This window comes from Martelella sp. FLE1502 (assembly GCF_053484255.1).
Map to the genome: position 1 here is coordinate 1 of NZ_JBAKFQ010000027.1, position 12,694 is coordinate 12,694.

13 protein-coding genes are annotated in these 12,694 nt (G+C 62.6%); 8 read left to right on the forward strand and 5 right to left on the reverse strand.

The window, feature by feature from the left end; all coding sequences use genetic code 11:
• The first annotated feature begins 175 nt into the window (after nt 1–175).
• The 5 genes from ligA (at nt 176) to V6767_RS18565 (ending at nt 5,186) form a co-directional block, all read left to right on the forward strand.
• Nucleotides 176–2,323: an NAD-dependent DNA ligase LigA gene (gene ligA / locus V6767_RS18545; RefSeq protein WP_448474815.1), complete on the forward strand. Its 2,148-nt coding sequence runs from the start codon at nt 176–178 to the stop codon at nt 2,321–2,323.
• A gap of 302 nt (nt 2,324–2,625) precedes the next feature.
• Nucleotides 2,626–3,108, forward strand: a complete 483-nt coding sequence (locus V6767_RS18550) for a CreA family protein (protein ID WP_448474816.1) — start codon at nt 2,626–2,628, stop codon at nt 3,106–3,108.
• Nucleotides 3,109–3,129: 21 nt separating this feature from the next.
• Entirely contained in the window at nt 3,130–3,603 is a 474-nt protein-coding gene (locus tag V6767_RS18555; protein ID WP_448474817.1) for a GFA family protein, read from the forward strand.
• A gap of 33 nt (nt 3,604–3,636) precedes the next feature.
• On the forward strand, nt 3,637–4,233 hold the full coding sequence (locus V6767_RS18560) for an SCO family protein (protein ID WP_448474818.1): 597 nt from the start codon (nt 3,637–3,639) through the stop codon (nt 4,231–4,233).
• 71 nt (nt 4,234–4,304) lie between these two features.
• A complete protein-coding gene (locus V6767_RS18565; protein ID WP_448474819.1) occupies nt 4,305–5,186 on the forward strand; it encodes a 50S ribosomal protein L11 methyltransferase in 882 nt (293 codons plus the stop codon).
• 243 nt (nt 5,187–5,429) lie between these two features.
• On the opposite strand, the gene V6767_RS18570 is transcribed toward V6767_RS18565, so the two are convergent.
• Both V6767_RS18570 and V6767_RS18575 read right to left on the reverse strand, forming a co-directional pair.
• A complete protein-coding gene (locus V6767_RS18570) occupies nt 5,430–6,440 on the reverse strand; it encodes a GlxA family transcriptional regulator (RefSeq protein WP_448474820.1) in 1,011 nt (336 codons plus the stop codon).
• 207 nt (nt 6,441–6,647) lie between these two features.
• Complete coding sequence (locus V6767_RS18575) at nt 6,648–6,815, reverse strand: hypothetical protein (protein WP_448474821.1); 168 nt, start codon at nt 6,813–6,815, stop codon at nt 6,648–6,650.
• Between the two features lie 111 nt (nt 6,816–6,926).
• Here V6767_RS18575 and V6767_RS18580 point away from each other — a divergent pair, with 111 nt between their 5' ends.
• Nucleotides 6,927–7,832 carry a LysR family transcriptional regulator gene (locus V6767_RS18580; protein WP_448474822.1) on the forward strand — a complete coding sequence of 302 codons (906 nt, stop codon included), beginning with the start codon at nt 6,927–6,929 and terminating at the stop codon, nt 7,830–7,832.
• Between the two features lie 27 nt (nt 7,833–7,859).
• Here V6767_RS18580 and V6767_RS18585 read toward each other — a convergent pair whose 3' ends face one another.
• Nucleotides 7,860–8,468, reverse strand: a complete 609-nt coding sequence (locus tag V6767_RS18585) for an exopolysaccharide biosynthesis protein (protein WP_448474823.1) — start codon at nt 8,466–8,468, stop codon at nt 7,860–7,862.
• A 314-nt stretch (nt 8,469–8,782) separates the two neighbouring features.
• On the opposite strand from V6767_RS18585, the gene V6767_RS18590 reads away from it, so the two are divergent.
• Entirely contained in the window at nt 8,783–8,902 is a 120-nt protein-coding gene (locus tag V6767_RS18590; protein ID WP_085986587.1) for an entericidin domain-containing protein, read from the forward strand.
• Between the two features lie 70 nt (nt 8,903–8,972).
• Here V6767_RS18590 and V6767_RS18595 read toward each other — a convergent pair whose 3' ends face one another.
• Together V6767_RS18595 and V6767_RS18600 are read right to left on the reverse strand one after the other, a co-directional pair.
• Nucleotides 8,973–10,052: a Gfo/Idh/MocA family protein gene (locus tag V6767_RS18595; protein WP_448474824.1), complete on the reverse strand. Its 1,080-nt coding sequence runs from the start codon at nt 10,050–10,052 to the stop codon at nt 8,973–8,975.
• A 317-nt stretch (nt 10,053–10,369) separates the two neighbouring features.
• Complete coding sequence (locus tag V6767_RS18600) at nt 10,370–11,176, reverse strand: fructosamine kinase family protein (RefSeq protein WP_448474825.1); 807 nt, start codon at nt 11,174–11,176, stop codon at nt 10,370–10,372.
• 104 nt (nt 11,177–11,280) lie between these two features.
• Here V6767_RS18600 and V6767_RS18605 point away from each other — a divergent pair, with 104 nt between their 5' ends.
• On the forward strand, nt 11,281–12,684 hold the full coding sequence (locus V6767_RS18605) for an FAD-binding oxidoreductase (protein WP_448474826.1): 1,404 nt from the start codon (nt 11,281–11,283) through the stop codon (nt 12,682–12,684).
• Nucleotides 12,685–12,694 lie beyond the last annotated feature (10 nt).

Genomic DNA, 12,694 nt, shown 5'->3' on the forward strand with positions numbered 1-12,694 from the left:
CCCTTTACCCCTCTCTGTCGCGTTCGCGACATCTCCCCCTCAAGGGGGGAGATTGGGGCGGCGAGGCCGCGTTCGACCGAAGCGCATCGAATGCGGCAGCGCCTTGATCATCAACCCGCTTCCATTTCGCGCCATTCCGCTCTAATTCAGCGGGGGAGCCGCGAAGGAGTGTGACATGGCGAAGAAACCGGTCGAGGAACTGTCCCGCGATGAGGCCGAGGCGGAGCTTGCGCATCTGGCCGCGGAAATCGCCCGCCACGATGTCGCCTATCACGGCAAGGACGCGCCGGAGATTACCGACGCCGAATATGACGCGCTGAAGCAGCGCAATGACGCGCTGGAAGCGCAGTTTCCCGACCTTGTCCGCGAAGACAGCCCGTCGCGCCGGGTCGGCTCGACGCCTTCAGAGGCGTTCGCGCCGGTGGTGCACGCGGTGCCGATGCTCTCCCTCGGCAATGTGTTTTCCGACGATGACGTGCAGGATTTCATCGCCTCGGTCTATCGTTTTCTCGGCCAGATGCCGGATGGTTCGATCGCCTTCACTGCGGAACCGAAGATCGACGGGTTGTCGATGTCGCTGCGCTATGAGGATGGCGTGCTCGTCTCCGGCGCGACGCGCGGCGATGGCGCGACGGGGGAGAATGTCACCGCCAATGTCCGCACCATTAGCGAGATCCCGAACCGTTTGCCGAAGGGCGCGCCGGCGGTGGTCGAGGTGCGCGGCGAAATCTACATGGCCAAGAGCGATTTCGCGGCGCTCAACGCAGCGCTAGCTGAGGAAGGCAAGCCTACCTATGTGAACCCGCGCAACACCGCGTCGGGCTCGCTGCGCCAGCTCGACCCGCAGGTGACCGCGAAGCGCAAGCTCAGGTTCTTTGCCTATGCCTGGGGCGAGATGTCGGAGATGCCGGCTGATACCCAGATGGGCATGGTCGAGACCTTCGAGAAATGGGGCTTTCCGGTTAATCCGCTGATGCGGCGGCTTTCCTCCGTCGATGATCTCATCGATCATTACCGGGAGATCGGCGTTCAGCGCGGCGATCTCGATTACGATATCGACGGCGTCGTCTACAAGGTCGACCGGCTGGACCTTCAGGCGCGGCTCGGCTTCCGCTCGCGCTCGCCGCGCTGGGCGACGGCGCACAAGTTCCCGGCCGAACAGGCGATCACGCGGCTTGTCAACATCGATATCCAGGTCGGCCGCACCGGGGCGCTGACGCCTGTGGCGCGGCTGGAGCCGATCACGGTGGGCGGCGTGGTGGTGACCAATGCGACGCTGCACAATGAGGATTACATCGCCGGCAAAGGCTCGAACGGCGAGCCGATCCGCGAGGGTCGCGATATCCGCATCGGCGATTATGTCATCGTCCAGCGCGCCGGCGACGTCATTCCGCAGATCGTCGATATCGTACCGGACAAACGGCCCGACGATGCCGAACCCTATCACTTTCCCGATCACTGCCCGGTCTGCGGCGCGCATGCGGTGCGTGAGATCAACGAGAAGACCGGCAAGCTCGATGCCGTCAGGCGCTGCACGGCAGGCTTCTCGTGCCGGGCGCAGGCGGTGGAGCACCTGAAGCACTTCGTCTCGCGCAACGCCTTCGATATCGAGGGGCTCGGCTCCAAGCAGGTCGATTTCTTCTTCGAACATGAGGACGAGGCGCTGGCGATCCGCACCGCGCCCGACATTTTCACGCTGGAGCGGCGGCAGGGGGCGGCGCTCACCAAGCTTGAGAACTTCAACGGCTGGGGCAAGACCTCGGTCGCCAATCTCTACGAGTCGATCAACGAGCGGCGCACGATCGCCCTCAACCGCTTCATCTTCGCGCTCGGCATCCGCCATGTCGGCGAGACCACGGCAAAGTTGCTGGCGCGCTCCTACGGCTCCTATGAAGCTTTCGAAAAGGCGATGCGCGAGGCGGCAAGCGGCGAGGGCGAGGCCTGGGACGATCTCAACAATATCGACGGCATCGGCACGGTCGTCGCCCGCGCCATCGCGGAGTTTTTCGCCGAGAAGAAGAACACCGAGGTCATTGGGCGGCTGCTGGAAGAGGTGACCCCTGAGGACGACCAGCAGCGCATCGATACCTCCAGCCCCGTTGCCGGCAAGACGGTTGTCTTCACCGGCACGCTTGAGAAGATGACCCGCGACGAGGCCAAGGCCAAGGCGGAAAGCCTCGGCGCCAAGGTGTCCGGCTCGGTGTCGAAGAAGACGGATATCGTGATCGCGGGACCCGGCGCAGGTTCGAAGCTGAAGAAAGCCGAGGAACTCGGCGTTGAGACCATGGACGAGGATGAGTGGCTGGCGCTGATCGGCGGGTGATTGGACTGAGTTGGGGATTGACCTGACCCCTCCGCATAGCCCCCCAAATCTTCTCGCCCCGGAGGGGAGAGATGTCGCGAAAGCGACAGTGAGGGGGGAGCCTATCCCCTCGAACGCCGTCACGGTTTGAAATGCCGAACCACCCTCACTGCCCCTTTCGGGGCATCTCTCCCGCCAGCGGGAGAGAGTATTGGGAGCAAGCGGCAAAGCCGGACGCAATTCGCGCTTCTTCCCGTCATGGCCGCTTGCATCATGCTGCCGTAAACCTATCTTCAGAGCATGGATTTTCAGGGAGTTTCGATATGAAGCGGTTTGGTTTTGCTCTTTGTGCGGGCCTGTTGCTTGCGGGTGCCGTGCATGCGGAGCAGGTGGGCGAGGTCGGGGTCGACTGGGTCGGCAACGATATCGTCGTTGAAGCCCTGCATGATCCCGAAGTGGACGGCGTGACCTGCCATATCGCCTATTTCGACCGCTCGATCATCGATCGGTTGTCGAAGGGCAACTGGTTCGAGGATCCGTCGAATTCCTCGATCGCCTGCCGCCAGACCGGGCCGATCAGGATCGGCGAAATCGACCTCGACAAGAATGGCGAGGAGGTGTTCCGGGAAGGGCGCTCGCTGATCTTCAAGCAACTCGTCATCAAGCGCATCTACGACAAGGCCAATGAAACGCTGATCTATCTGGCCCATACCCGCGAGATTACCGAGGGCTCTGCCAAGATGTCGATGTCGACCGTGCCGCTTTACGGCCAGGACGTCGTGTGGGAAAACGGTGCGCCCGAGTAAAGCAGGCACGAGGAGAGCATCATGAGGCTTGAGGCAAGCTGCCAATGCGGCAAGGTTTCCTATTCGGTGGAGAGCCGAACGCCCTATCCCTATATGCGCTGCTATTGCAGTATCTGCCGCAAGCACGCCGGGGCAGGGGGCTACGCCATCAATCTCGGCGCGGACGCCGACACGCTGGAACTGAAGGGCGGCGAGCACAAGCGCTTCTATCACGCCCGCATGCATGACGGCGAAAGCGAGGGCGAACGGCATTTCTGCGGCAATTGCGGCAGCGCGCTCTATCTCTATGACGAGCGCTGGCCGGAACTGGTGCATCCAATTGCCGCAGCGGTGGATACGCCCTTGCCCCGTCCGCCGGAGATCGTGCATATCATGCTGGACTCCAAGGCCAATTGGGTGGATGTGCCGGAAGGCCCCGGCCATGTCCATTTCGGCGGCTATCCGGAGCTTTCGATCGAGGACTGGCACCGCAAGCACGGTCTTCTGGAGGAATAGGGCGGCGCTTGCCGCGCCGAACAAGGGATAAGCATGAAAACCTTCCGTCGTGTGCTCTGGGCTTCCGTCGCTGTCATCTGCGCGGTGCTGATCTGGCTGGTTTATGAGATCGGCGAGACCAATGAGGAGATGATGAATGTCCCCTTCGGTCCCTCGTTCCAGCTGACCGCCGGCGACGGCCAGCCGATCACCGAGCAGGCGCTGCGCGACAAGCCGACAGCGCTGTTCTTCGGCTTCACCCATTGCCCGGAAGTCTGCCCCACAACGCTTTACGAGCTGAACGGCTGGTTGCACGAGGTTGATCGCGATGGCGACAAGATCGACGCCTACTGGATGTCGGTCGACCCCGAGCGTGACACGCCGGAAACCATGGAGCGTTATCTCTCCAACGTCTCCGACCGGATCGAGGCGATTTCCGGCGATCCGGAGAAGGTGCGCGCCGCGCTCGACAAGTTCGGCATCTACTACGAGAAAGTGCCGCTCGACCCCGATCAGCCGAACGGCGATTACACGATGAACCACAACGCCTCGGTGTTTCTGCTTGATGATGGCGGGGTGCTGAAGGGCACGATCGCCTATGGCGAAAGCCCGGATGTCGCGGTGAAGAAGCTCGAAAACCTTATCAACTGACGGCCGCAGCCTTGCCATTGCCGGCCGGCGGGCTTATCGCGGATGGCAGGAATTCCAGGAAAGGCCGATCCGTGAGCCAGATCAGACTATACGTCACCACCAATGAAGCCGGCGCGGGCCAGGTGCTCGATGCGCTTTCGATGGCGCTCGGCGAGGAACCCTATGCGCTTGCGACCATGGAGATCGACGAGAAGGCCAACCGCTGGGAAGCCTCGGTCTATCTCGAGGCCGAAGAGGAAGACGCGCTGCGGGCGATCTTCGCGGATGCGGTGAAATCCGTCTTTGACGAGAGCGGTCCGGAAATCGAGAAGGAAGAGATCGAGGATATCGACTGGATCGCGAAATCGCTGGAAGGGCTGAAGCCGGTGCGCGCCGGGCGTTTCCTGGTCCACGGTTCGCATGACCGCGAACACCGCCGCGCGGGCGACATCGCGATCGAAATCGAGGCGGGCCAGGCGTTCGGAACCGGCCATCACGGCACTACAAGCGGCTGTCTGGAAATGATCGATACCGTGCTGAAGGCCGAACAGCCGCTCAACGCGCTCGATCTCGGCACCGGGACCGGCGTGCTGGCGATGGCGGTGCGCAAGCTGCGCCCGATCCCGGTTCTGGCGACGGACATCGATCCGGTCGCCGTCAAGGTGGCGCGCGAGAATGCGCGGGCGAACGGCATCGTCTCCGGCATTGATTTCGTCACCGCGCCGGGCTTTCACCACGCCGCGTTTTCCGAATATGCGCCGTTCGACCTGATCATCGCCAATATTCTCGCCCGCCCGCTGATGAAGCTCGCGCCGGGCGTGAAGCGCAATCTTTCGCCGGGCGGCGCGGTCATCCTGTCCGGCATTCTCGCCGAACAGCGCTGGAAGGTGCTCGCCGCCTACCGCGGCCAAGGCATGCGTCACGAGCGCACCTATTGGCGCAATGGCTGGGTGACGCTGCTGCTGAGGGGGTAGGCCGTCTCACCCGGGAAGGCATCAGACCGCTGACAAAGTTCTCCGCCTCTCTTCGTCACCCTCGGGCTTGTCCCGAGGGTCTAAGCACGTTTCAACACGACAGGCGTTTCGGACGAAGAGTCAATTCAAACCAAACTATTACGGACCGCCAACGCCGCTCGTGCGGAAGGGGGGTTAGATCCTCGGGACAAGCCCGAGGATGACGTCCGTAAAAAGGGTTGGTTTGTGAGCAACCCGAAGGCGCTACACCGCAACCCCGATGGCGCTGTCGCGCACGGACATGCGGGCCTGGCGGCGCTGGGCGCGTTCCTGCTGGGGGGAACAGTGGTAGATTTCGCGGTAGCATTTTGAAAAATGCGAGGCGGAGACGAAACCGCAGGCGACCGCGACATCGACGATCGGCATGGTCGATTGCGCCAGCAGCCGACGGGCGCGGTCGAGGCGGATTTCAAGATAGTAGCGCGCCGGCGAGCGGCCCATCTCCTGCCGGTAGAGCCGCTCGATCTGGCGGCGCGACAGGCCGACCGCGTCGGCGATCTCGATCAGCGACAGCGGCTCGGCGAGATTGGCTTCCATCAGTTCGATGATCTGCAGCACCTTGCCGTTCTGGACGCCGAGACGGGCGCTGAGCGGCAGGCGCTGACGCTCGGACGACAGGCGCACCCGGTCGGTCAGCGCCTGTTCGCAGATCGCGTTGACGAGGCCTTCGCCGAATTCGCGGCCGATCAGGTGCAGGATCATGTCGAGCGAGGCGGTGCCGCCGGCCGAGGTATAGATGTTGCGGTCGATCACGAACAGATCGGCATGGGCGTCGATCTCCGGCCAGGTCTCGGTAAAGCCCGGCATGTTTTCCCAGTGGATCGCGCAGCGGCGGCCCTTCAGCAGGCCGGCGCGGGCCAGCAGGTGCGTTCCCGTGCACATCGCGCCGATGCCGCAGCCGCGATTGTTGAGCTCGCGCAGCCACGCCTCGAAGGATTTGTTGTAGTAGTCCTCGACGTCGATGCCGGAACAGACCAGCACCAGATCGGGGCGCTTTTCGCCCATCAGGGCGCGGCGCTCGTCGGCAAGCGAGGTATCCGGCTCGACGGCGATGCCGCTCGACGAACAGACTTTCAGCCCGCTGTCGGAGGCGATCCGCCAACGATAGGCCTCGTAGCCGAGCATCCTGTTGGCAATCCGCAGCGCTTCGATCGCGCTGGTAAAGGGCAGCAGCGAGAATTGCGGAACGAGATAAAAAACAAACGATCTTACCATGATGGACACCGCCGCGCTGAGAGCCGGATTCGACACTTGAAAAAATACAATTTCCGCAAGAAACCGGGTCGCCAATAGTCTGTTTACGACATTGACACAGACAAATGCGGCGGGAAAGAGCACGCGACTTCGAATGGATCGATTTTTACGGTCGGCCATGCCCCTTCAGGCGGAATGAATATGGCCGACCGGTGCGTCTAGGGCGTCTCAGTCATGGCGCCAGTAGCGGTCGTCGGCAAAGACATCCCGGCGCAGATGGGGCGGGATCCGCCTGATGTTTTCCTCAAACTGCTGCTTGCGGGCAAGCTGATCCTGCAGATTGGCATATCGTGCGAGCGGCGCCACCAGATGGCGTAATATGATGAACAATCCCATGACTTCTCTCCTTCAAGTGCGGGTCATGAGACAAAGGTAGGCGGATTTGACATTCAATCAAACGAAATGTAATCATAGGTTCAGTCAAAAATATTGATCCAAGAGGCCGCCATGACCCTGAGCCTGCAAACGCCGCTTCCGGTGCTCGACAATGATATTCTGCGCACCTTCGTCGCGATCGCGGAGACCGGCAGCTTTTCCGGGGCCGCCGAGCGGGTCTTCAGAACGCCCTCGGCAGTGTCGATGCAGATCAAGCGGCTGGAGGAGGTTGTCGGAGCCTCTCTGTTTGTGCGCGACTCCCGGTCCGTGCGGCTCACCCGCAGCGGCGAGACGTTGTTGTCTTACGCGCGGCGCATGCTGGCGCTTTCCCATGAGGCGATGTCGCGTTTCCGCCATCCCGATATGCACGGCGTGGTCAGGCTCGGCGCGACAGACGATATCGGGGAGCGCGTGCTGCCGACCGTGCTGAAGCGCTTTGCCGAGGCGTTTCCGAGCGTGATGGTCGACGTCACGATCGACAATTCGAACGGGCTTGCCCAGCGCCTGCGCGAGCAGCGTCTGGACCTCACCCTTCTGAACTCCGGCGATCTTCCGGGCAAGGATGATGATGGCGAGCTGATCATGCGCGAAAGGCTGGTCTGGGTCGGCGCCAAATGCGGCACAGCCTATCTCAAGGAGCCGTTGCCGGTGTCGATGTGGGAGCAGAGCTGCTGCTGGCGGCATGAGGCGGTGCGCACGCTCGCCGAGGCCGGCCGACCCTACCGCGTCGCCTATCTGAGCGCGACCACCATGGTTCAGCGCGCAGCCGTTCTCTCCGATCTCGCCGTCGCGCCGATGGCGGCCTATTACGTCACCGACGATATGGAAGTGCTTGGGCCCGACAAGGGGCTTCCCGAACTCGGCTATTACGATATCCGGCTGCGGTTTTCGGATCAGCGCGGCGAGCTGATCGAGGCGGTGGCCGATGCGATCCGCCATGCCCTGCAGCCGACGCAGCTTGCCAATCGGGTTGCCTGACCTGTCTCAGGGAGTCCAGGTAAGCTTTTAGAAAAGCAGCGCAATCAGAGCTCCGGCGGCGACCACGACCAGACCTGCGAGCAGGATCGAGATCACGCCGGTGATGATGCCGATGATCAGGCCATAGCCATCCCGCTCGGTATCCGACAAGCCGATAATCGCCAGAGCGAAGGCCGGCAGCCAGTTGCCGAACGGGATCGGCATGAACACCACCAGCGACAGCAGGAAGGCAAAGGCGCCGAGCAGGCGTTCCGACCGCCGTGTTTTCAAAAACCAGTGCCGGGGACGCACCGCGCTTTCGATCCAGCGCAGCCAGGGCAGTATCCGCTCCAGCAGCACCATGAAGCGCGCCCCGTCCATCGAGAATTGCGCGATCCGCTCCGGCAGCCAGACGCGCTTGCGGCGCGATGCCATCATCTGCCAGCTCACGAGGATCAGCGGTATGCCGAGCACCAGCGTCGCGCCCGGCGGCAGCGGTATCAGGTTGGGTACGGCAAACAGCACCAGAAACGCGCCGAAGGACCGCTCGGCCAGCGCACCGTCGAGCTGATCGAGGCTGACGCGGCCATCCGGCCCCGGCTGGAGGCGGGCCAGAATGGCGGAGAGCTTGTCACTGTCTTCCGTGTGGTCGGTCACCGGCGGCTTCCTCTGCTTGGGCACGGAAGAAGGTAGGGTGGCAATGCGGCTTTTGGAAGTGCTACCGGGCGTCTTCGCGGGGTATGGCGCCGCCTGTGGAAATCGCCGCTCTCTCTTGTGGATAATGGTGGGAAGAACTGGGGAAAAACTGTGAAGACTTTTTCGCGGCCGGTGCGGAGGGGGGATAGTTTCACTCGCGCAAGCATTGGTCCGGAACACGACGGAGTTCTGAACGTTTAAGGGATATCCGAACGAAAAATCAGGAGTTCGCAATGTTTAAAGGTAAGGTTATCGTCGCTTCCATTCTTCTCGCCATGGGGAGCCTGCTCGCCTCCTGCGGCAACACCATCGAGGGCATGGGCCAGGATACGGCGAACGCCATCGATGCGACGCAGAACGCCGGCCAGTCTGTAGACCGCGCTGCAAGCTATTAATAAAAGTCTTTGATTTCGCTGCAAAAGCCCGAGCCGTGCGCTCGGGCTTTTTGGTTTGCGCAGCGCGATGTCAGATCGCGTTCTGCCAGCCGTGATAAAATGCGTGATCCGCCATCACCGGCAGGGGTACAGGGCTGTAGGTCTTTGCCGACCAGTATGCCGCCGTGGCGAAATCGAGGCTGTGGCGCGCGTCGGCAAGGGTCAGCGGCAGCGGCGTCTTGGTACAGATGGCGTTGTGGAAACCCTGCATCTGGCCCGCAAAGCCGGTGGGCGGCGGAGCGAACTCGGCCAGCGACTCGTCGATCCGGCGTGCGATTTCGTCATTCGCCGGAATAAAGCGCCACGGCGCGTCCTCGGCCGTGAAGTCGGGTCGGCTGTCGGTCTCGATCACCATGTTCTCGAAGCACAGCCGCATGCGGCTCAGCGGCTCGACGGAACCGAGTGTTGCCGAGGTGGTGGCGAGCGCGCCGCAATGCAGTTCCACGGTCACGCTGGCGCAATCCTCGACCTCGATGCCGCGGTTGACGCGGGTGGCGATGCGCGCGGACAGCGAACGCACCGGCCCGAGCAGGTAGAACATCAGGTCGTTGGCGTGGATCGCGTGGTTCATCAGCACGCCGCCCAGCGCATCGTTCCAGTGTCGCCGCCAGTCGTGCTCGTAATAATGCGCGTCGCGCAGCCAGTGCACCTCGCAGGTCGCGACATAGGGCTTGCCGGCAATGCCGGTGGCGATCAGATGCTTGGCCTTCTGGGCGCCGTCATTATAGCGATACTGCATGATCGGCATGACATGGCCGGTGGAGCGCGACTCGGCATCGAGCAGTTCATCGATATCGGCAAGCGAGCCGACCAGCGGCTTTTCGCAGATCACGTGCTTGCCGGCCTTCAGCGCCGCAAGCATCAGGGCCTTGTGCGTGCCGGGCGGCGTGCAGACGTCAATCACGTCGATATCGTCCATGCCCAGGATTTCGAGATAATCGGTCTCGCGCCGCTCAATGCCGAACCGGTCGCCGACCGCGTTGAGGTGGCTGGCGTCGATATCGCAGATGGCGGCGACTTCGAAGCGCTCCGGGTTGGGAAGGTAACCGCGGCTGATATGCGTTTGACCGACGCCCAGGCCGACGACGGCGACTTTGAGTTTTCTCGTCATTCCAATGTCCTGTTATGCATATTTCGGACGTTTGCTTTCAATGCCGTTCCGTGCCTTCGGGCGCGGTCAAAGCCTGACGATCCGGCAGGGCGAGGCGCGCGGCGCTGGCAAGGGTTTCGGGGGCCAAAACAAACTCTGTGCAAGAATCATGCTTCCAGCAGGTAACCGCCAGCATTATCCGTTTTCGCGCTGGCGAAGCTTTGTCACTTTATCGCCATGTTCGGGCACTCATGGCAAGCCCCTTGCGTGATTCGATCAGATGCGAATCGATTTTACAAGTGAGCGAAGGCGGCTAAGTTTTTGACTAAAATCAGTTTTCAATGCCCGGTCTCAGTCAGAAAACCTTCTACCATCGCCCTGTAGCTCGATCCGAAAAGCCGGAAATGCACCAGCGCCGGCCAGAGACTGTAGACCGCGCGGCGCGTTTCGAACCCGGGACCGAGCGCGCCATAACGGCCATAGAATCGGTCGTCGAGATGGCCGAAAAGATGGGCCATCGCCAGATCGACCTCGCGGTCGCCATAATAGCAGGCCGGGTCGATCAGCGCGGTCACGCGACCGCCCGACGTCATCACATTGCCCGACCACAGATCGCCGTGAAGCAGGGCGGGCGGCGGATCGTCGGGAATGATATCGCCCAGTCTCGCGGCGAGGCTTTCGACCCGCCGGGCGAGCGGAGACGGCAGGTCCGGGAGGCTGTTGAGCAGTCGGTTATCACGCCAGAAGGCGATCCAGGACGGGGTCTCGTCATTGCGGATGGCGACCTTGCCGAAAGAGAAATTCTCGCCGAAGCCGTAGGGTCTGTCGACCGGCTGGTGGAGAGCGGTCAGAACCCGCGCCAGATCGTCCTCGGCGCCCGAAAACCCGCTGCGGCCCTCGACCTCCTCCATGATCAGCAAGGTATCATCCGCGGCAATCACCTTAGGCGCGGGCGCGCCGGTCGCCGCGATCAGGCGCAGCATCTCCGCTTCCAGCGCCGGCGCGGGACCGGTCTTCACGATGTAGCTCTGTCCATCGTCCGTCACGGCGCGCATCAGCGCGGAAAGGTCGCCGCTCGAAAAATGGGTGAGTTCGACGCTTTCGACGCCAAGCAGGCGGGCAGTATGGTCTGCAATCTGGTTCATCGTCGTTCCGTGGCTGTGCGCGCTCTGGACGCCGGGGGCGATGCTGTCATAAAAGCGGTCACCGCTGCCTGAAGGCTACGGCAACCTACCCGCGGAGTGCAAGAATGGCGATCGAGGATGTAACAACCCGGCTCAGAAACCCCGAGGCGGCGCAAACCGTCATCGCCATCCTCAAGCAGCGGTTCACCGACAAGGTGCAGACCGGCGAGGCCTTCCGCGCCCAGCATGCCCACACAACCACGTATCTGCCGGCGCAGCTTCCCGACGCCGTGTTCTTCGCCGAAAGCGCGGAGGATGTGAAGGCGGTGGTCAAGGCCTGCGCCGCCCACAAGGTTCCGATCATCCCCTTCGGCACGGGATCCTCGCTGGAAGGGCAGGTGAACGCACCCGAGGGCGGCATATCGATCGACTTTTCGCGCATGAACCGCGTTCTGGCGGTCAACGCCGAGGATCTCGACTGCACGGTCGAGCCAGGCATCACCCGCGAGGAGCTGAACGCATATCTGCGCGACACCGGCCTGTTTTTCCCGATCGATCCCGGCGCCAACGCCTCGATCGGCGGCATGGCTTCCACCCGCGCCTCCGGCACCAACGCCGTGCGCTACGGCACGATGAAGGATGTGGTGCTGGCGGTGACGGCAGTGACGGCGGATGGCGAGGAGATCACAACCGCCAGCCGCGCGCGCAAATCGTCAGCCGGCTACGACCTGACGCGGCTTTTCGTCGGCGCGGAGGGCACGCTTGGCGTGATCACCTCGGCGACGCTGAAGCTTGCCGGCATACCTGAAAAGATCGCTGGCGGCGTCTCTTCCTTCGCCACGCTGGAGGATGCCTGCAACGCGGTGATCATGACCATCCAGATGGGCATTCCGGTCGCCCGGATCGAGCTGCTCGACGCCCTGCAGGTAAAGGCCTGCAATGCCTATTCCGGCCTCGATTTTCCCGAAACGCCGCTGCTGCTCCTGGAATTTCACGGCAGTGAGCAGGCGGTCGCGATGCAGTCGGAGCAGTTCGCGGAGATCGCGGCCGAATGCGGCGGTTCGGAATTCGTCTGGACGGCAAATGCCGAGGAGCGCAATCGGCTCTGGAAGGCGCGCCACAACGCCTATTGGGCGGGCAGGGCGCTGAAGCCGGACTATGAGGGCTTTTCCACCGATGTCTGCGTGCCGATCTCGCGCCTTGCCGATTGCGTCAGCGAGACACAGGCTGATATCGCGGAGCAGGGGATTCTCGCCCCGGTGGTCGGCCATGCCGGCGACGGCAACTTCCACCTTCTGGTGCTGTTCGACAAGGACAAGCCCGGCGAGATCGAGAAGATCGAGGCGTTCACCGTCCGCCTTGCTGAGCGCGCGATCGCCATGGGCGGCACCTCAACCGGCGAGCATGGCGTCGGCCAGGGCAAGAAACGCGTTGTCGGCAAGGAGCTTGGAAGCGCGGTCGCCATGATGCGCGCGATCAAGCAGGCGCTCGACCCGGACAATATCTTCAATCCGGGCAAGATATTCTGATTGCAGCCGG